Origin of the sequence: Eisenbergiella tayi, assembly GCF_001881565.1 — a bacterium.
Classification (GTDB): Bacteria; Bacillota; Clostridia; order Lachnospirales; family Lachnospiraceae; genus Eisenbergiella; species Eisenbergiella tayi.
In genome coordinates this window covers 619,857-639,687 of sequence record NZ_MPDJ01000005.1, presented here as the reverse complement: position 1 = coordinate 639,687, position 19,831 = coordinate 619,857, and the positions used below count along the sequence as shown (strand labels likewise).

16 protein-coding genes are annotated in these 19,831 nt (G+C 42.9%); 12 read left to right on the top strand and 4 right to left on the bottom strand.

Annotated elements, in window-relative coordinates; genetic code table 11:
- The 3 genes from BLA28_RS20895 to BLA28_RS20885 all read right to left on the bottom strand — a co-directional run bounded on the left by BLA28_RS20895 (position 1) and on the right by BLA28_RS20885 (position 2,518).
- Positions 1-666 carry an ABC transporter ATP-binding protein gene (locus BLA28_RS20895; protein WP_069157906.1) on the bottom strand — a complete coding sequence of 222 codons (666 nt, stop codon included), beginning with the start codon at positions 664-666 and terminating at the stop codon, positions 1-3.
- Positions 667-800: 134 nt separating this feature from the next.
- Positions 801-1,832: a sensor histidine kinase gene (locus BLA28_RS20890; RefSeq protein ID WP_069157982.1), complete on the bottom strand. Its 1,032-nt coding sequence runs from the start codon at positions 1,830-1,832 to the stop codon at positions 801-803.
- A complete protein-coding gene (locus BLA28_RS20885; protein WP_069157905.1) occupies positions 1,829-2,518 on the bottom strand; it encodes a response regulator transcription factor in 690 nt (229 codons plus the stop codon). The genes BLA28_RS20890 and BLA28_RS20885 overlap by 4 nt, the downstream gene beginning before the upstream one ends.
- A gap of 700 nt (positions 2,519-3,218) precedes the next feature.
- Here BLA28_RS20885 and BLA28_RS20880 point away from each other — a divergent pair.
- From BLA28_RS20880 to BLA28_RS20840, 9 genes are all read left to right on the top strand, one after another.
- A complete protein-coding gene (locus BLA28_RS20880; RefSeq protein WP_071699390.1) occupies positions 3,219-5,051 on the top strand; it encodes a sensor histidine kinase in 1,833 nt (610 codons plus the stop codon).
- A 10-nt stretch (positions 5,052-5,061) separates the two neighbouring features.
- Positions 5,062-6,693 carry a response regulator transcription factor gene (locus BLA28_RS20875; RefSeq protein ID WP_169897282.1) on the top strand — a complete coding sequence of 544 codons (1,632 nt, stop codon included), beginning with the start codon at positions 5,062-5,064 and terminating at the stop codon, positions 6,691-6,693.
- Positions 6,694-6,785: 92 nt separating this feature from the next.
- Complete coding sequence (locus BLA28_RS20870; RefSeq protein ID WP_069157902.1) at positions 6,786-8,156, top strand: ABC transporter substrate-binding protein; 1,371 nt, start codon at positions 6,786-6,788, stop codon at positions 8,154-8,156.
- A gap of 74 nt (positions 8,157-8,230) precedes the next feature.
- Positions 8,231-9,100 carry a carbohydrate ABC transporter permease gene (locus BLA28_RS20865; RefSeq protein ID WP_069157901.1) on the top strand — a complete coding sequence of 290 codons (870 nt, stop codon included), beginning with the start codon at positions 8,231-8,233 and terminating at the stop codon, positions 9,098-9,100.
- 31 nt (positions 9,101-9,131) lie between these two features.
- Positions 9,132-9,938 (top strand): carbohydrate ABC transporter permease, encoded by an 807-nt coding sequence (locus tag BLA28_RS20860; protein ID WP_069157900.1) that lies wholly within the window; start codon positions 9,132-9,134, stop codon positions 9,936-9,938.
- A 26-nt stretch (positions 9,939-9,964) separates the two neighbouring features.
- The gene (locus BLA28_RS20855) at positions 9,965-11,518 is read left to right on the top strand and encodes an ADP-ribosylglycohydrolase family protein (protein ID WP_069157899.1); all 1,554 of its coding nucleotides are present in this window, start codon (positions 9,965-9,967) and stop codon (positions 11,516-11,518) included.
- A 9-nt stretch (positions 11,519-11,527) separates the two neighbouring features.
- Positions 11,528-14,095 (top strand): glycosyl hydrolase, encoded by a 2,568-nt coding sequence (locus tag BLA28_RS20850; protein ID WP_081330056.1) that lies wholly within the window; start codon positions 11,528-11,530, stop codon positions 14,093-14,095.
- A 415-nt stretch (positions 14,096-14,510) separates the two neighbouring features.
- Positions 14,511-14,726, top strand: a complete 216-nt coding sequence (locus BLA28_RS20845; RefSeq protein WP_044970667.1) for a type II toxin-antitoxin system Phd/YefM family antitoxin — start codon at positions 14,511-14,513, stop codon at positions 14,724-14,726.
- Positions 14,723-15,136, top strand: a complete 414-nt coding sequence (locus tag BLA28_RS20840) for a PIN domain-containing protein (RefSeq protein WP_069157898.1) — start codon at positions 14,723-14,725, stop codon at positions 15,134-15,136. The genes BLA28_RS20845 and BLA28_RS20840 overlap by 4 nt, the downstream gene beginning before the upstream one ends.
- Before the next feature lie 311 nt (positions 15,137-15,447).
- On the opposite strand, the gene BLA28_RS20835 is transcribed toward BLA28_RS20840, so the two are convergent.
- Complete coding sequence (locus BLA28_RS20835) at positions 15,448-16,293, bottom strand: hypothetical protein (protein ID WP_069157897.1); 846 nt, start codon at positions 16,291-16,293, stop codon at positions 15,448-15,450.
- 346 nt (positions 16,294-16,639) lie between these two features.
- On the opposite strand from BLA28_RS20835, the gene BLA28_RS20830 reads away from it, so the two are divergent.
- Genes BLA28_RS20830 through BLA28_RS20820 form a run of 3 tightly spaced genes read left to right on the top strand, consistent with a single transcriptional unit; the run spans position 16,640 to position 19,828 of the window.
- Complete coding sequence (locus tag BLA28_RS20830) at positions 16,640-18,094, top strand: sulfatase family protein (protein WP_069157896.1); 1,455 nt, start codon at positions 16,640-16,642, stop codon at positions 18,092-18,094.
- A gap of 10 nt (positions 18,095-18,104) precedes the next feature.
- Positions 18,105-18,998 carry a carbohydrate ABC transporter permease gene (locus BLA28_RS20825; protein ID WP_242880610.1) on the top strand — a complete coding sequence of 298 codons (894 nt, stop codon included), beginning with the start codon at positions 18,105-18,107 and terminating at the stop codon, positions 18,996-18,998.
- On the top strand, positions 18,995-19,828 hold the full coding sequence (locus BLA28_RS20820; RefSeq protein ID WP_069157894.1) for a carbohydrate ABC transporter permease: 834 nt from the start codon (positions 18,995-18,997) through the stop codon (positions 19,826-19,828). The genes BLA28_RS20825 and BLA28_RS20820 overlap by 4 nt, the downstream gene beginning before the upstream one ends.
- Positions 19,829-19,831 lie beyond the last annotated feature (3 nt).

Here is a 19,831-nt window from a genome sequence, read left to right as displayed (position 1 = left end):
TTACCCCATGATTTTGCCGTCCTCAATCCGTACGATGCGGTCGGCAAGCTGGGCGATCTCATTGTTGTGGGTAATCATCACGATAGTCTGGTTAAATTCGTTACTGGTGCGTTTTAAAAGGCCCAGCACGTCGGTACTGGTCTTACTGTCCAGATTGCCGGTAGGCTCATCCGCCAGAACGATGGCGGGCTTTGTCACCAGAGCCCGGGCGATGGCCACACGCTGCTGCTGACCGCCGGAGAGATTATTGGGCATATTTTTCAGCTTGTCCTTCAGCCCCAGCATCTGAACGACTTCATCCATGAATTTCTGGTCTGCCGTATCGCCGTCCAGTTCCACCGGGAGGACGATGTTTTCGTAGACGTTGAGGATCGGCACGAGGTTATAGTTCTGGAAGATGAAACCGATGTTGCGGCGGCGGAAAATGGTGAGCTGCTCGTCGTTCATCTTCGCCAGCTCCTTTTCCCGCACCATGATGGAACCGGAAGTGGGGGTGTCCAGCCCGCCCATCATGTGAAGAAGCGTGGACTTGCCGGAACCGGAGGTTCCGACCACGGCAACAAACTCGCCTTGCTCCACGGAAAAGGTTACGCCGTCGAGGGCACGAGTGATATTCGGCTCGGTGCCGTAGTATTTTTTTAGTGCTGTTGTCTGTAAAATACTCATTGGAATACCTGTCTTTCTTTGTTTGATAGGCATATCGTAAAACGGAATTGTTGCAGAAATGTCCTAAAATCAATTTCTTTTAAAATTTTTTCGAAAAAGATAGCGATGGCCTGCCCGGGCAGACCACCGCTTTATTACCTCCGTGGCAGGAACACCGAGAATGTGGAGCCTTTGTCGATCTCTGAAATCACCTTGATGTAGCCGCCCTGCATGGTAATGATCTCACGGGCGAGGTACAGGCCGATGCCGATGCCGTCCACAGTATGTACGGACGCCTCCCGGTAAAACCGCTTGAAGATGGTGGCCTGGGCGCTCTCCGGGATACCCCGGCCGGTGTCGGCCACATCAATTTTTACATAAAACTCCCAAACCTGTACCGTGACATGGATGTTTCCGCCCGCAGGGGTATATTTCACCGCATTGTCCAGCAGATTGAACAGGGCTTCGGAAGTCCAGCGACTGTCGTGGGCAACCGTCAAATCCTCCGGGCAGTCCACGGATAGGGTGATTTGCTTTTGCTCCATTGGGGCCAAAATACCGTTGACGGCAGCAGCCAGTGTATCGGCAATGGCCGCGGGCTTCTTTTCCAGCACAATCACACCGGTTTCCAAACGTGAGGTTTTTACCATCGCCCGGATGAGAAAGTCCAGCTTGTCCAGCTGGCTCCCTGTAGCCTGCAAGAATTCCCGGCGCTTTTCCACGGACACGGGGCGGGTCATCAGAGTATCATTGAGCATTTTTAAGTTGGCGATGGGAATTTTCGTCTGGTGAGAAATATCAGATACCAGCGACTGCAGTTCGGCCTTTTCCTCCTCCACCTTGCACCGATTCTCCTGCATGGTGTTATAAAGCCGTTCCAGCCGGTGGCTGATACGGGCCAGCAGGGTTTCCGCCTCATAATCGACATGGGGCCTCTCGTTGCCGTCCATCATTCCATCCAATGTCCGGCACAGACTGTCGGTGAAACGGGACAACTTGAGCTGAAAGTATTTCAAAAAGACAGCACCCCACATAAAGAAGACGGCTGTTAGAATCAGCCCACAGAGCACAATCCGGCTATCCCGCGTCAGCCAATACAGCACTGCCAGCACAGCAGCGGCGGTCAGGACGGTACCGGCGCAAATTATCCTTAAAAACTTGCGAATTGAAATATTTTGCATTTTTATTTCAGCGCACCCCCCGTCCACTGATAGCCCATGCCATAGGCTGTTTTGATATACTTATGCTCGTCGGTTTCAATTTTCTTTCGGATGCGGCTTATGATGGTAGTCAGGGTATGCTCATCCACAAAGTCGCCGTCGATGTCCCATAGCCTTTCTAATAGCTGCCGCTTCGTCAAGATCATGCGCGGGTTTTTGACGAACAGGAACAGGGTGCGGTATTCCTTTGGCGTTAAGTCCAGTGATTCTCCGGACAATAATGCCGTCTGCTCGGAGAAGTCGATTTTCAGGATGCCGTCATCGTACAGGTCGTGCCGGGGGTTCCGCCGCTCCATGTTGGTAAAGACGGCGGAGAGCTTTCTGCACAGCACGGCGATGGAAAAGGGCTTTGTGATATAGTCCGCGCCGCCTGCTTCATAGCCTCCCAGCATATCGCTTTCCTTGTCATTGGCGGTCAGGAACATGACGTAGCTGTTCTGGCCCCTGGTCCGGATTTCCTCACACAAGTCCAGGCCGCTGCCGTCAGGCAGGTTGATGTCCAGCAGCACCAAGTCAAACTCATTCTTTTGCAGATGTGTCACGGCTGAGGCGTAGGTAAAGGCCGATACCGTTTCGTAGCCCTCCGATGCCAGATTGTAGGCCAGCGTCTTATTCAGGAGGGTGTCATCCTCCACAATAAGTATCTTTCTCATGCGTTCACTTCCTCCGGAAACAATGTTATCAATTTTATTCTAAAGCTGAAATGTTGCAGAAATGTCCTAAAGTTCTCTTCGATTATATTTTATTTTTCATGAATGGACAATGGTACCTCATAAATAATTACAGATATAAAGGTACACGAGAGGCTATTACACACGTTCTTGCCGCAAAGGGAGAAATGTAGAATGAGATAGGGATGATATAATTATGCACATTAAGAAAGAAGACTTGTATGACTCCCGAAGTTTTGGGCAGGCCATTACATTGCGCTGGAAATTGTGAGAAGGTTATGAGAGAAGCTGACAGCTGAATATCAAAAAAGGGATCGTGAATTTAATACTCAGCTTAGAATTATGAGATGGATATCAGTTACCATTTGGATATGTTTTTGTTATATAGGTGGGAAATAATGCGTATAATACATAATTTGTTAAATATATATCTATCTTATTAATTGTATTCGGGATATCAATATGAGATAAACAGATTTAATTTTTTTCCCATGCACATAAAAGATTGTACGATGGAATATCAAGGGCTTCTTTAGGCTGACAGGTAAAAACGACAGATATAATTGAAATAAAGACAGGAAGGGGCAAATCCATTTTTTGGATACTGCCCCTTTATTGCCTTTCATTGATATTTGAAATGGAATCAGGCATAATGATGGTAAGATTTCTAGGGAGGATGTTTATGAAGCAATTATGGGTAAAAATAGAATACCAGGCTATAAAATTACAGCATGGGGCGGCCGTTTTTTTGAGTAATATGAGTCTTCGGAAGCGTCTGCTTTTTATATTGACAATTATTGCAGTGATTCCCTTATGTATCGCCACTGTGCTGTCTACAGCCTTTTTCCGCAGTAATATGAAAGAACAGGTTATTCAGGCCTCTGATAATACAGTTTATCTGATGTCCGTGAGCATGAACCAGTTGCTGGAAAATATTGAAGAAAGCGTGATCCAGATTATATCTATGCCCGCGGTGACTTCCTTTTTGCAGAAGGAAGAGACGGATTCAGTGACGTTGTACCATGACAGAAAAGAACTGGAAGAAAATTATATGAAGCCTATTCTTGGAGCCGCCAGATATATTAATAGTATAGAAATCCAATCGGAAAATGGAGGTGAGGGCTATTCCTTTGGTTATAACCGTTCTGCCAGCCGGGCGCTGAGCAGACAGGAATATGAAGATATTAAACTTCCAAACAATAAATATCAAAAGTGGTTCTATATTATAGACTCTTATCAGAATAAAGATATGGTTTCCATTGTCTACCGAAGAAAGATTTATGAATTTGGTACAGGAAAGCAGCTTGGAACTATTTATGTGGACATTACGGGACAAAGCTTTCTGAATGAAATGCTGCATGACTTCAATTATCTGGGAAATGCTGATATTCAACTGGTGGGCAGTGATGGAAATGTAATCGTGGGGGACGAAAAATTTGTTACAAACGAAGTGATGGATAAGGTTTACCAGGAAAATATTGCGATGGAGAGTGATAATGGAAGAATTATTAAAAAGATAGAGGGAAAGAAATATATATTGAATTATTCTAAACTGCTGAATGGATGGTGGATAGTACATATTGTTCCATATGATGAAATTTTTCATTCTACCGATATGATTTTTGTGGTGGTTCTGATAATTTTTGTTTTGTTGGCTATTTGTGTCAGTTTTTTGGCGATAGAGATCTCTCAGGGGATAACACGGCCCATCGAACAACTGGAAAAGTCAATGGATGCCGTAAAAAAGGGTGATTTTTCAAGAACAGTGACTGTGGTTTCGGGGGATGAGGTAGGCCGGCTTTGTGAAGGCTTTAACCTGATGATTCAGAAAATTAATGAGTTATTTTGTGAATTTGAGGCAGAACAGCGTAAAAAAAATGAGGCGGAGCTTCATAATCTTCAGAGTCAGATATCCCCTCATTTTTTGTATAATATCCTGAATTCTTTGATGTGCGATGCTCTGCTTCATGGCGAAAAGGAATATGCGAAGCTGATAGAAAGCCTGATAAGCCTGCTTAAGAAAAGTCTGGATTATAAAAAAGAATATATTACAGTGAAAGAAGAGATAGGATTATTGGAAGATTATCTGATTTTGCAGAAATTCCGATACAGAAATAAATTTGTCTACTCTGTTTACGTCCCAGAGGATGTCGGGAGATATCGTTCCTTGAAACTGATCTTACAGCCTGTGGTAGAGAATTGCATCCTGCATGGAATGGGCAGTAGCCTTTTGCAGATACAGGTGACAGTGGAAAAAATAGAAGAGGACATTTGGATATGGATTACGGATAATGGAGTGGGGATGTCGGAGGAAAGGCTTGAGGAAGTAAAGGAAAGCCTGTCTGGAGAAGCGGAGGATTGGGAAGAGCATATTGGTTTGAAGAATATTAACAGAAGGATACAACTGCATTTCGGGGAAAGATATGGTGTGCGTATTTGCAGGGAAAACGGCAATACAAAGATAGCCCTGCATTTTGCAGCAATTGAGGAAGAAATAGAAAATGTGTATATTTGAAGGGGAAGAAATGAAGACAGTTTTAATAGTGGAAGACGATTTTTCTGTCCGGGAATACCTGAAAAATGCAATTCCCTGGGAAGAAAACGGATATCATGTAATAGGAGAAGCCGATAATGGGATTAAAGCTCTTGCGCTTTTGGAACAGGAATGCCCGGATATTATGATTACCGATATCCAGATGCCCAGAATGAACGGGGTTGAACTGATAAGTAAAATGAAAGAAGCGGGATATCCAACTAAAATAGTAGTGCTGAGCTTTTATGATGATTTTGAATACGTTCGGGATGCCATGAAATTTGGCGCTGTAGATTACGTGTTGAAGCATCAGCTGTCAGAAGACAAAATACTAAAGACCCTTAATGAAATCCATGAAGATGTTTCTGGTAACAGTGTAGAAGAAGTAAGAAAAGAAAACCAGCTTATGAAGAGGCGACTGCAAAGAAATCTGAATGCCATAAAACGCCGGATATTCCAAAAATTGGCGGTGAATGAGGAAAATGCCATACAGGAAACAGGGAACGATTTGGAGCAATTTGGGATTTCCAACCAGGAAATAACTTTCCTGGTTGGAAATATCAGACTGATGAATGACAGGATTGGCGCCTTTTTAATTGAAGAAGGCAGATATGACATAGAATTGCTTGAATTTTCAGTTTCCAATATTATTGAAGAAGTAATGCAGGCAGAAGGGCATGGTATAGTTTGTGTGGAAAATAGCCTTAATTATAAAGTTTTTTTTGCATGCGATGGCCTGGAAAGGGAATTGTCAACAGAGAAAAAGGGATATAATACGCTGAATAAAGCGCTGGAAAAGCTTGATGAGTATCTGGGTATTCAGGCGGCAGCAGGTATGAGTAAGGCGCAATGTGACTTGAAAAATACAAAAAAAGCAGTGGAACAGGCAGAACTTGCTTTGGAAAATATGTTTTACAAAGGATATGGTAATGTATATCTTTGTACAGGAACTGTTTTTTCACAGGATTCGGATTATATTTATACGGAAGCCAGCGGATTTTATGAAATGCTTAAACATGGGCAGGAAATCAGCAAAATTATGGAACGACTCTTGGAACATGCCAGAGAGGAGCGACTTCATCCTCAATTATTCCGAAAGGCGGAAGACTATATTTTGGCAGTGCTTCTTTCGATCTTGGGTGGACTGGAAAAAAGCTATGGAGAAAAAACAGACACGGGATATGACCTTCATACTGGCTCAGCAACTTATTCGGAATGCAGGGAAAAGCTTGTGAATAGCGCCCGGTGGATAGAAGAATATTTAGACAGGCATCAAAGAGAAACTTATGAAAGAGAAGAGGTAAACAGTGCTATCAGGTATATCAGGCAACATTATGAAGGAAATATTACTTTGGAGGAGATTTCCCGGCATGTCAATTTAAGTCGGGTTTACTTCAGCCAGATGTTCAAGGCAGAAACGGGGATGAGTTTTACCGACTATTTAATTCACTATCGTATTAAGGAAGCCCAAAAGCTTCTCAGGAATACCGATTTAAGAATGTATGAAATCGCATCAAGGGTAGGAATACCTGATCAGCATTATTTTAATCGATTATTTAAGAATATTACCGGCGTTACACCGGCGAAATATAAAGAAAGCTGCATTACCCGGAAAGAATCATAAAATTGTGCCATGGAATCTAAACACAGTATAATTACTTCTCCGGACAAAACATTTAAGATAAAGGCATCAATTCAAGGAAGGGAGAAGGTTTTATGAGAAAAGGAATGGCATTATTTATGGTTATGGCAATGCTGGTGACTTCGGCCGGCTGTGGGAGTCCGGATGCAGGCCAGACAGCGGAGGATACGGCTTTGAAGGAAAGCAGTGCAGGGGCGGCAGAGTCTGCAGAGATAAAAACCGAAGAGCCGGTATCAGATGAAAAAATTACGATTACCTATATGGAATGGGGAGATGAAAAGGTACTGTCAGATGCAGAAAAGAGATTTGAAGAACTATATCCGAATGTGGATGTCGTAATTGATAACTGCGGTCATGTCTATGATGATTATGTAAATAAGCTGAAGGTGACTATGGCGGCCGGCGAAGGACCGGAGGTATTTAAACTTCAGCCGGGAGCACTGTTGGAGCAGTTCAAAGATTACGTGGAGCCATTGGATTCTTATCTGGAAAAGGATCTCGGAGACAACTGGAGGGATCAGTTTGAAGAGGTGATATGGCCGCAGATTGAAGCGGATGGGATTGGATGGCTGGGAGCTCCCACTTACTTAAGCGTGGCTGGTTCCATGTATATAAATCAAACCATTCTGGATGAGAATGGTTTGGAAATACCAACGACCTATGAAGAACTGGCAGAGTGCAGTAAGGTTTTAAGGCAAAAGGGGATTATGCCTATTGCCATGGGAGCCAAGGACGATTGGGCCAACCAGGATTTTATTGTGACATTATTTAACCAGTTTGCACCAGGAAAAGTGTATGAGGTGGAACGCGGTAACGGAAAATGGACTGATCTGGAAATGGTGGAAGCATTAAAACAGTGGCAGAAGTATTTTACAGATGAAATTTTTGTTGACGGTGCCCTGGGCCTTAGTATATATAATGATGCCCTGGATATGTTTGAAGCAGGGAATGCCGCATTTTTATTTAACGGCCATTGGAATATGGGGGAATACGTAAACGCGGAAAAGAGCCCTAAATTTGAAGAAGATTATCAGTGGGCGGTAGTGCCGCTTCCTGCACCTCAGGGCAAGGAACCTGCAGTACAAGTGGCACTGTCTGATATGATCTGTGTGAATAAGGGAGCGGGAGATGAGAAAACAAAAGAAATGGCTTATAAGTTCGCCATGTTTTTTGCATCCGAATATATGACAGAATTTTCGAAGACGGAATATGTGATGCAGACGGCAAGAAAAGGAATTGAGTTGAGCACTGCCTTTTATGGGGAAAGCGGTCCAAAGATGGAGGAAAGCTTAAAGGATATGGTCCAATACAGCAGAGGCGTGCGCGAACTGACCAATGTGGAGACGAAAGCGGAGCTTCTTACAGTACTTCAGGAAATTGCAATGGGAGCGTTATCTCCTGAAGATGGCGCGGCACGGGTTCAGGCAGTAGCAGATGAGCAGTAAGGAGTCTAGTTAGGGTGGCAGGGCAAATTCACGTGGGGATTTACCCTGCCATTTTTATCGAAAGGAGCTAGAAAATGCGGAGGAAACAAAGGTTAGGATATGTATATGTGCTGCCTGCGGTAATTATTTTTTTTATATTTATTGCATATCCGGTGGTTTTTAATATATTTATAGGATTTCATAAATGGTCCGGGCTTGGAGAGCCAATATGGACCGGATTGAAAAACTATCAAAAAGTTTTTGGAGATCCGGCATTCAAAACGGTACTTAAGAACTTTGTATTTATTACAGGCTTGTTTGTGATATTTGACTGTATTTTCGGAATGATAATTGCAGTATTTGTGAAAATGGAACTGAAAATATCAAAAATTGCAAAAGTGCTGATTTATCTGCCTGTTGTATTGTCGCCTGTTATTATCGGCTATACATTCCGGACTCTGCTGGAAGCCAATAACGGAATAGTGAATGTACTGCTTCGTAGAATTGGTCTGGATAGATTGGCACAGCAGTGGCTTATTAATCCTAAATTGGTATTGTATGTAATTTTGATGATTTTGCTTTGGCAGGGCGTTGGCTTTGCAATGATATTATATACTGCAGGCATTTCGGGAATTCCTTCCACTGTGTATGAAGCCGCAGAAATAGATGGAGCAGGGGAATTAAAAAAATTTTTTTATATTACAATACCTCTGCTTCGGGGAACGACATATACGCTGGTCATTATGAATGTAATTACCTATATTAAACTATTCGATCTGGTTTGGGTAATGACAAACGGCGGCCCGGGAAATACTACAGTTACTTTTACGATATACGTTTATAACAAAGCTTTTAAGTTATATGACATGGGAGGAGCCTCAGCTGTTGCTACCATTATGATGGGAATATCGCTGATACTGACGGCGCTGCAACTGAAAATGTATAACAAAGGCAGAGATTTATAAACATAATTTGGGAAAGGGAAAAGGAAGCAAAATGAAAAAGGATGTAAGTGCAAGAGTTATCGGCACATTATTTCTGGCAGGATGCTGCATAATCGGTATAACCCCTATTGCATTGGGTATTATGCGTTCCCTGTTTATAGATTCCGCATTTACGGAGTTTAATTATTTTAGCAGCTACAGGGAAGTTGTCCATACGGAACAGATCCTCCCGGCATTTATCAACAGTATTTTGATAGTTATTCTGTCAGTTCCCATGAATGTAGGAGTAGTTGTTTTAGCATCCTATGGCCTGTCTAAATATCATTTTAAAGGACAGGGTTTTATCTATCTGATGCTGCTGAGCGCGTTAATGATTCCTCCGGCTACGGTTATGTATCCTTGCTTTATGATTATTAGGGATTTAGGATTGATAAACAGTATTTTTGCAGTGATACTGACGGAGGTTGCTTATGGAATTCCGTTTAATCTGCTCATGGCTAAGAACTACTTTGACGATATACCGGATGAATTGATGGAAGCCGCCAGAATAGACGGGGCAGGTTCATTCCGAATTCTGCATAGTATTCTTGTCCCGGTTGCCAAACCGGTATTATTTGTGATTGTTCTTTGGAGTTTCCTGGGGGCGTGGAACGATTATATGTGGCCTATGCTGTTTTTTTCCGACTCATCAAAAAAAACGGTAACGCTGCTTCCGCAGTATTTCATGAGCGCATATTCCCAAAGATATGACAACCTTTTTGCAGCGTTATTTATAATTATGATTCCCACTATAATTATTTATATTTCTCTGCAGAAATATTTTGAACAGGGAGTGGTAAGTGGGGCAATAAAGCAATAAGTCATTTATGAAAAGGGGAGACGGAAATGAATTTTAATGACTACAAGAAAAAAGTGGCCGGCTGTTGGGCCGGGAAAAATGCGGGAGGAGTGTTGGGAGCACCCTTTGAGGGAAAAAGACAGATGAATCGGGTGGAATTTTATACCCAGGATCTTAGTATGGGACCTCCTCCGAATGATGATTTGGATCTGCAGATTATCTGGCTGGCTGCTGCGGAAAGGTATGGCAGGAATGTAAATGCTATGATTCTCGGAGAGTACTGGCTCTCCTATGTGATTCCTAACTGGGTAGAATATGGGATGGGGAAGGCAAATCTGCGTAATGGAGTTCTTCCGCCAATGAGCGGCTATACGAATAATGCATATCGTAATTCATGCGGCTGCTTTATTCGTTCGGAGATTTGGGCATGCCTTGCCCCGGGACATCCGGATATTGCGGCGAGATATGCTTATGAAGATGGAATTGTGGATCATGCAGGAGAAGGCGTATATGGGGAGGTGTTTTGCGCTGCCGTGCAAAGTGCGGCGTTCGCAGAAGAGGAGATTCCTGATTTGATCTCCATTGGCCTTTCTTATATACCTGAAGGGTGTGCGGTTGCCCGGTGTGTGAAAGCAGCGTGCAGCTGTTATGAAGAAAAACTTCCGTTTGATGAAGCCAGAAAATATGTGCACCAGACGGCTCCGGGTACTTTTGGAATCCAGAATCTGACTAATGCGGAGATTGAAAGGCTTGTCCGGGATGAGCAACTTGATATAGGGGAACCTGGGTTTGATGCGCCGGAAAATATAGGCTTTATGATTTTAGGATGGTTGTATGGGGAAGGCGATTTCGGAAAATCACTGTGCCTTGCTGTCAATTGCGGAGAGGATACGGATTGCACAGCAGCAACCCTGGGGGCGCTGCTGGGGATTCTTTCTGGTATTGACGGTATTCCGGATAAATGGCTGGAACCTATCAATGATAAAATCGTTACTTTGTGTATAAACAAAACAGAAGGAGGAATCTGGATACCGGATACGGTAACGGAGCTGACTCACCGGGTGGCCGCGCAGATGCCGGCATTCCTGGGATCCGCATATTGCAAAATGGAGCAGGATGGTGATTATACTATTTATTGTAAAAAAGGGATGGAATTACGTGCGGATTCCTGTGAAACTTATATGGAAAATACGAATGGAGGAGGAAAGGATCAAAGGCTGAATGTCAAGGAACTGTGTCTGCTTTCTCCTTTTGTCGTAAGATATGATTTCCCTGCTTTCTGGATGGCCATAGACTATTTGGAAGAACCTTATTTTGAGAAAGGGAAAAAACGCAGGTTCCGGGTTACTGTGGTTAACGGAATGGAAATGCACGAACAACAGTGGGTTTCCATCAGACTATACCTGCCGCGGGATATTTCTTGTGAAGGAGCTTCCTGTGTACGGCTTCCTCTTAATAATTTATGGGGTAGTAAAGCGGAAAAAGAGTTTGAACTGGATTTGGAAAACTATGATGGGGAAAAGGCAGAACTGATGGTTCAGGTATCCCTGATTGGCAGACATTCGAGGGGAAGTGCAGAAATTATTTTTTTCCAAAAATGAAAGAGGGATATGGTGGAAAGCATGGATAAATATCTGGAGGATTGCCTGAATGGACAGGAGCCTGGTAAATATATCTTTCCCTTTTTTTGGCAGCATGGGGAAACTCATGAAATTCTGTTGGAAGAAATCGAAGCTATACAGAGAAGCGGGATCAGAGAGTTCTGTGTGGAAAGCCGGGTACATGAAAAGTTCTGTGAGGCTAATTGGTGGACGGATATGGAATTCATTCTGAAAGAAGCCGGAAAAAGAAATATGAGGGTATGGCTTTTGGATGATAAGAAGTTTCCTACCGGCTATGCAAACGGATGGATTCATAAACATCCGGAGCTTAAAAAGGTTTCACTCAGGCTGGAATATATGGACGTACCAGGGCCTTTGGAAGGGTGCGCGCTTCTTGCAAACCGACTGAAGGCCGGAGAAAGTTATGTTTCCATTTCGGCATGGAGGAGGAATGAGGAAGCAGAAGTTTTTTTCACCCAGCAGATAGATTTACTGCAGTCTTTTAACAGGGGGTTGGTATACTTTGACGTTCCACCCGGAATATGGAGAGTTTTTTTTGTAATACGGACTTATGATACGGTTCCCGGGAAGGAAGACTATATTGATTTGCTTTCGGAAGAATCATGTAAGGCTATGATTGAGAGCATCTATGAACCTCATTATGTACGTTTTAAAAAATATTTCGGAAACGTCTTTGCGGGATTTTTCTTCGATGAACCCGGTTTCGGAAACGATGATCAAACCTATTATTCAAAGTTGGGAAAAGCAAATATGCTTATACCATGGAATGACGATCTGCTGCCTATTCTGGGCAGCAGACTGGATATGGAGACAGTTTCCATAAGAGGGCTGCTTCCGGCTTTGTGGCAGGATATAGGAGAAAAGACGCCTTGGATTAGAATGGCATATATGGATATTGTATCTAAAAGAGTGAGACATAACTTTTCAGAATTGCTCGGAAATTGGTGCAGAGAGCACGGGGTTATGTCAGTGGGACATTTAATTGAGGATATGAACGCCCATATGCGTCTGGGATATGGTGCCGCTCATTATTTTCGTGGGTTGGACGGACAGGATATGGCTGGGATGGATATTGTATTGGGACAGATATATCCAGGTATTCATAAGATACCTTATGCTGCGCCGGTCATAGAAGATATGGTGGATCCCCTGTTTTTTACCTATACGCTGCCTAAGTTGGCTGCATCTCATGCACATTTCAGCAAAAGAAAGAAAGGGAGGGCAATGTGCGAAATTTTTGGGGCGTTCGGCTGGGCAGAGGGACTGCCCATGATGAAACAGATTGCAGACGAGATGCTGGTAAGTGGTATCAATTATTTTGTTCCTCATGCTTTTTCACCTAAATATCCAGATCCGGATTGTCCTCCTCATTTTTTTGCAAGAGGCAACCAACCGCAATTTCCTTTATTTGGCCGGCTGATTTCCTATATGCGAAGATGCTGTCATCTTCTGTCTGATGGTATCCATCAGGCACCTGTAGCTATCCTTTATCATGCGGAAGCCGAGTGGGCGGGAGGAGAATATCTTCCTTTGGAAAAACTGACGGGTAAACTTGCCTGGAATCAGGTGGATTTTGATATTTTGCCTGAGGATGAATTATACGGAGCCATTTGCTGTGATGGGGGAATCCGTGTTTATCAGGAAACATACCGTGTTCTTCTTGTTCCTGGCTGTGAATATCTGCCGGAAAAACTTTTGGACAAGATAAACTGTCTGGCAGAAGATGGGGCGACGGTTTATTTTGTAGGGAGAGTACCTGACATATACAAGAAACCGGAAGGAAGGCGTTATAGTATTTCCTATGAAGAACTGATAAAAACGCTATATTCGGCTGGCATAGTGAAATTGTTGTCCGGACCGATCAGCGATACATTATTGCGGATCTATCATTACAGAAGAATGAATACACATTTTTTTGTTTTCCTGAACGAGGATAGAAACAGGGAATGGAGCGGAGACGTGAGAATACAGGAAGAGAAGGGGGTTTTTTATGACCCATGGGATAATAAACTGTATTGTGCAGAATTTGCAAATGGATTACTGCATCTTCATCTGTTCCCCGGGGAATTGAAAATTTTTCTTTCCGGCGATTATGAATCTGGATTGCTGGAAAAAAGCGATGGCTTTTTTTCAGACAAAACAGAAGGTTTACAGCTTGATTTGAAATACCAGGTAAGTTTGTGGGATAATACCAGATTTAGCCTTTATAATGGGAAAATGGGATTAGTGAACTTATCAAATCCGGAATTGCTTCCTGAATTCAGTGGAAGAATAAGATATGAGGCTTCTTTTTGGCTGACAAATGCGTCCGATTACCGGTGTATTGATTTGGGCAGGGTAGGAGAAATTGTTGAAATATGGGTAAATGATATCTATTGCGGAGCCAAAATAGTGCCTCCTTACTTTTTTTTCATCGATGAAATACTAATTGAAGGCTGGAATAAACTTAGGATTGAAGTGGTAAATAACCTGGGCTACAAAGAACGTGACAGCTTATCCCGGTACTTTCCTTTGTCACCCTCTGGTCTTTTGGGGCCATTGAAATTAAAAAAATAGTTTAAAATAAACCGACTGGATTTCGGATATTATCCGGATAATTCAGCCGGTTTATTTTTGGTTTACAATTATTATTTTTATACGCAATATAATCCTGTTTTAGACAGTTTGACAATTAAATAAGGTCAGAATACCTATTCCGAAAATTCTGCCTTATTATGTGTTTAAGAATGTTGTATTTTAATCTCTTTTATTGAGTTTTTAGCTGATAGTACTTTTTTCAAGCTGTAGGTCGAAGGCGACAATTTCGGATGTATATAATGAGTACAGTGACAGAAGAGAACCGTATTCATTTATTTTCCAATATATAAACAGATTATAAAAATCGTACGAATATATTGATAAAATCGTACGAATTGAGTATGATAATAGTGAACACATCTATATACTGTATAAAGGAAAGGGGGCATTCGTAATGTCAATTACTGCAACTGAGTTAAAAATGAACCTGAGTAAGTATCTGATGCTTGCTGAAAAGGAAGATATTTATATTACCCGGAATGGAAAAGTTGTAGCCAAACTTACCAATCCTTATCAGGATCGGGTGGACATGGCAAAGTCTCTGTTTGGGGTCCTTCCAGCCGATATCACTTTGGAAGAATCAAAAAAGGAAAGGTTAAATAAAATATGAGAGCGTTGATTGATACCTGTATTATTGTAGATGCGCTCCAAAGCAAGCAGCCGTTCTGTGCGGAAGCCCAGGAAATTTTTCTCGCTACGGCTAATAAGCGGTTTTCCGGGTTTATCACTGCAAAATCAGCAACAGATATTTACTATCTTACACATAGGTATACTCATAATGACAAAGAAACAAGAACTATTTTAAATACATTATTCGGTCTGTTTGATCTGCTTGATACTGCTGGTATGGACTGCAGGCGTGCCATTTCTTCGGATATTTCTGATTTTGAAGATGCGGTTATGGTAGAATCTGCACTCCAATGTGATATTGACTGCATTGTTACACGGAATTTGAAGGATTATACAAAGTCCTCAGTGCCGGTCTATGCACCTTCTGATTTTTTGAATATGCTTAATTGAGGAGAAGATTAACTTATTCTAAAAGTTCATCCTGGTTAATGGGCGAATAGAAATACAAAATATTCCAAAAATATTAGTTTATTTTTGGAATGTACCAATATATTTGCATAAGACTATAGAACGAAAAACCATCTGGATCTGTTAAGGTTCTGTGATGGTTTTTTGTTTGCCGGCAAAGCCATCATCATACGGAATCAGACTTTCCAAACTTAATGAAAAAAATAAATACAATTATGCCACAGAAGGCGGACTGATTGGAGTCTGTTTTTCGGTACAGACTCCAATCCTATTATCCGATTGCGGCCTTATAATTATCCGACTGTGAGTTCGCTCCCACCAAACCGGGAATCCAGAGTGCGGAAACCGCAGTATCCGTTCTCATCGATAAGGGAAAGCACATCGCTGCCGGCAGGAATAGTGACTGTATATCGTTTTCCTTCATATCTGTATTTGATTACTAAAGTAATGTCCGGCCTGGAAGACAGTGCGCTTAAAACACTTCCCTGGAAGCTGTTCCAGATATCAGTATCCAATGTCACTGCTGCGTCTTTCTGAGCAGTTTCGATAGATGCGGTACTTTCCTTATTAAATTGAGCAAAAGCAGAGTTCGGCTCCTTCATATAATCCGTGACACGGCCGCAGTTTGTACATTCATATGCGAGAACCGCATCGGCAATTGCCGTTGCTTCCTGTACCGTCACCCACTCGAAATTGTGGTGACAGCTTTCGCTGCCGGAACCCCCACTGTCAGAGGGAGGGGTATCTTTTTTGGGGTGGGTATCCTCTCCTTCATAGATATGTACAAAGTAGTCGCCGTTAATTTGTTCACACCTTACAGACTCATAAATAAAATCTGCATAGACTGCTTCATTCATCTTTCCATATTCGCTGTCATTCTCTTTGGAGCTTACCCTCTCACCCTGTTTATTGCCATTACTGTCGTAATAATACGCGGTAAAGGGAACGCACGCTCCGCTGCTGTCTTTCACATAAATATTAGTCCAATCTTTGTTAATCGTTACGGTCTGCCCGGGACTGACATATACCTGTACCGGAAGGCCTGCCGCTCTGACATCCATCCTGGGAGCCAGTGCCAGCCCTCCAATCATCATGCAGAAACCCAACAGTACCGATACCGCTTTCTTCCATAGTTTCATATACCATTCTCCCTTTCCTCAATTGTTAATGACAATATCGCGCTCTGCTCCGGAGTACAAAATCCACATAACCCTTTATAATCTTCTATTCTTTGTCTTACTAATTAATATCAAAATAGAATAACAGATGATGAATTGCAATGGGTTGGCCGTTTTTTGCAGATTTTGGCCGGAAATGGCATATAGGGATGAAGCGGCGGACCAGCAGTAATCCCATGTCATCCTTTCTTTCTTAAAATCCAAAAAAATTCCGCCATGTAACAAAAATAAGAGAATTGAGGGGATGCAGTTACCGGGTTACAATAAAAATACAAACAGAGAAAAATGAAATACAGAGAGGATTAAAATGAAAAGGTGCAATTTGCTATTTATTATGACAGATGAACAGCGTTTTGACGCGGTTGGCTATCAGAATCCCTGTGTAAAGACACCCAATTTAGATGCTCTTGCAGAAGAGTCGGTTGTTTTTGATTATGCGTATACCACCAATCCTTCCTGTATACCGGCAAGAGCGGCGATTTTTACCGGAAGGTATCCTTCTCAGTGCGGGGCTCCCTGTTATATAACGCCATTGCCCAAAAAAGAGACGACGTTTATGAAGCTTTTGCAGGAGGGCGGATATTATACGGCGGTTGTTGGCAAACAGCATTTCTGGAAGTCGGAAATAGAGAAGGGTTATGATTATATGGACATTGTGGATAATCATTTTCCTCCGGCAGTGATTGATGATAAGGTGAGGGAGTCGGATTTTGGCCTGCCGGCCAATCTGACGGTAATGGATCAGGTCCCCAGCTATATAAGTTTTCTGTCGGAAAACGGCTTCAAAAAAGGAGATGAACTCTTCGAAGAAATTGATGATGCAGGTATTTACCGGTGGAAGGAAGAAGAAAAGTATTATGTGGATGCGTATATCGGAGATAAAGGTGTGGAATGGCTGAGAAATCAGAAGCCTGCAGATAAACCCTGGTTCCTGACATTATCGTTTCCCGGTCCTCACATGCCGTTTGACGGAATCGGCCTGCCGGATGATAAGCTTTATGATGAAGAGGATATGGATATGCCGCAGACAGAACCGGCGGATATTCTGGAGAAACCGCCGCATTTCAAGGATATATTTTCCAAGTACGGGAAAGTTTCTGAAGACGGCAGGTCAGTCGAAGGTGGTCTTTCGGAAAGCCAAATCAGAAAGATGAGAAAGGCTTATTATGCCAATGTATCCCTGATTGACAGGAAGATAGGGGAAGTAATTGAGGTATTGAAAAAGAGCGGGGAATATGAAAATACGCTTATTATTTATACATCGGATCATGGGGACTATATGGGAGACTTTGGAGTGGCTGCTAAAGCGCAGTATCTTTCAGAGGTTTTAATGCGGATTCCATTTTTGTTAAAGCCGCCCATAAAGGATTTTAAGGGATACCATGAGAAAAGCTTTGTCAGTTCGGTGGAAATTGCGGCCACCTTTTTAACCGCAGGAGGGATTGCGGTGCCGGATAATATGCAGGGAAGAAGTCTGACCGGTTTTTATGAGGGCGTGCCTGAAAGGCAGGATGATATTTACATGGAGGCCCGTGATTTGAGAGGAATAAGGACGAAGGATTTCAAGCTTGTTTTTTATGCAGAAAGGGAATACGGGGAACTGTATGATATGAATCAGGATCCGTGGGAACGGCACAATCTTTGGGATCATCCCGCGCAGCAGAAAACAAAGCAGGAGCTTTTGTGCAGGTTAATGAATCATATGGTTCGGCTGGGAGAAAATGCGCAGGCTGCCTGGAATGTGGGGGCGCCGGAGATATGAGGAGGCATCAGTGAAAAAGAAATCAGGGCTGAGTTATTCGAATTTTTATTATTATCTGCTGTTGATAGCGCCGCTGTTTCTTATATATATCGTGTTTTTCATAGTACCGGTGGTTTCCAGCCTGTTTTTGAGTATGACCAATTATAATGGGCTGAGCCTGGATGTAAAATTTACAGGGCTGAATAATTATATCGTAGCCTTTTCGGATAAGGTGTTTCGGAAGGCTATGTGGAATACGATTTTATTTGCGGGACTTGCGACCTTGCTGCAGAATGGCCTGGCGCTTCTTTTGGCGCTGGGACTGAACGCAAAGATTAAGGGGCGGGGATTTATGAGAATGCTTGTGTTTGCCCCCTGTATGATTTCCCCGATTATCACGGCATTCGTATGGCAGTTTATATTTATGCCTGAGGGGCTGCTGAACCGTATGCTCGGTGCGGTGGGGATAGGAAGGATGGATAAGGCATGGCTGGGAAGTGTGGATACGGCGCTGGTCTGTGTGGTGTGTGCGCATGTATGGATGTGGATTGGTTATTCCGCAACGATTTATCTGTCTAATCTGAGCAATATGTCTGAGGATATTACGGAGGCAGCCAGGATTGACGGATGCAGCAGAATGAATCTTTTCCGTTATATCACGTTTCCGATGCTGGCGCCGGCAACGACAATTAACATAACGCTGGCATTCACGCAGTCTTTGAAGGTATTTGACATTGTTTATGCCATGACAAACGGCGGGCCTCTGAATGCAACGGAAACCGTCGGGACTTATGTCATACGTAATATGGGATTAAATCTTCACGGATATGCTTCCGCGATGACCGTTCTTCTTATGTTTGTTATTATTTTGACCGGTACGGTGCTTATCGGACGGCTGAAAAAGAGGGAGGCGGAAATCTATTGAAAAAGAAGCAGAGGGATAAATTATTATTTACGATTTTTATGTATCTGGTGACTTTGGTTATTTTTTATCCAATGATAATGATGCTGCTGGTTTCTTTAAAAAGCAAGGCGGAGGTGGTCAGCAATCCGGTCGGAGTGAAAATGAGCTTCCAGTTTTCCAATTATACGGAGGCTTTCCGTGAAATGAACTATCCGCTGGCATTTCGTAATTCCGTAACGCTGACGGCATGCTCCGTGTTAGCGGTATCTTTTCTGGGATGTATAGCGGCTTATGCAATTGTAAGATGTACGAAAATGAAAAAATTATTTCTGATCATCAATATTTTATTTATGATTGGGCTGTCCCTGCCGCAGCAGGTGGCCATTGTGCCTATGGTTCTGTGGCTGCAGAAGCTTCATCTGGGGAATACTCTGCTGGGGGTGATTTTCGTATATATTGCGGCAAATGCATCGTATGCTATTTTTCTGTTCAGCGGCTTTATAAATACCGTCCCTGTGGCGCTGGAAGAAGCGGCAAGAATGGATGGGGCGACGCCGTTTAAGGTATTCTGGAAAATCGTATTTCCGTTATTAAAGGCGCCGATGGTGACAATGATAATTGTAATGACTCTGCGCGTCTGGAATGATTTTATGTATCCGCTGGTATTGCTGCAGGGAAAAGCGGCGAGAACCCTGCCGCTGACGATTTTTATGTTCAAGGGTGATCTGCAGATTGAATGGAATATCATGTTTGCTGCAACGACTATGGCAATTCTGCCGCTGATGATCGTGTACTTTATCTTCCAGAAACAGATCATTTCAGGTATGATGACGGGTTCTGTGAAGATGTAAAAT

Bases quoted from the DNA above. Each gene is read 5' to 3' on its own strand.
- BLA28_RS20895 (WP_069157906.1), bottom strand. From the start codon at position 666: ATGAGTATTTTACAGACAACAGCACTAAAAAAATACTACGGCACCGAG.
- BLA28_RS20885 (WP_069157905.1), bottom strand. From the start codon at position 2,518: ATGAGAAAGATACTTATTGTGGAGGATGACACCCTCCTGAATAAGACG.
- BLA28_RS20880 (WP_071699390.1), top strand. From the start codon at position 3,219: ATGAAGCAATTATGGGTAAAAATAGAATACCAGGCTATAAAATTACAG.
- BLA28_RS20875 (WP_169897282.1), top strand. From the start codon at position 5,062: ATGAAGACAGTTTTAATAGTGGAAGACGATTTTTCTGTCCGGGAATAC.
- BLA28_RS20870 (WP_069157902.1), top strand. From the start codon at position 6,786: ATGAGAAAAGGAATGGCATTATTTATGGTTATGGCAATGCTGGTGACT.
- BLA28_RS20865 (WP_069157901.1), top strand. From the start codon at position 8,231: ATGCGGAGGAAACAAAGGTTAGGATATGTATATGTGCTGCCTGCGGTA.
- BLA28_RS20860 (WP_069157900.1), top strand. From the start codon at position 9,132: ATGAAAAAGGATGTAAGTGCAAGAGTTATCGGCACATTATTTCTGGCA.
- BLA28_RS20855 (WP_069157899.1), top strand. From the start codon at position 9,965: ATGAATTTTAATGACTACAAGAAAAAAGTGGCCGGCTGTTGGGCCGGG.
- BLA28_RS20850 (WP_081330056.1), top strand. From the start codon at position 11,528: ATGGTGGAAAGCATGGATAAATATCTGGAGGATTGCCTGAATGGACAG.
- BLA28_RS20845 (WP_044970667.1), top strand. From the start codon at position 14,511: ATGTCAATTACTGCAACTGAGTTAAAAATGAACCTGAGTAAGTATCTG.
- BLA28_RS20840 (WP_069157898.1), top strand. From the start codon at position 14,723: ATGAGAGCGTTGATTGATACCTGTATTATTGTAGATGCGCTCCAAAGC.
- BLA28_RS20835 (WP_069157897.1), bottom strand. From the start codon at position 16,293: ATGAAACTATGGAAGAAAGCGGTATCGGTACTGTTGGGTTTCTGCATG.
- BLA28_RS20830 (WP_069157896.1), top strand. From the start codon at position 16,640: ATGAAAAGGTGCAATTTGCTATTTATTATGACAGATGAACAGCGTTTT.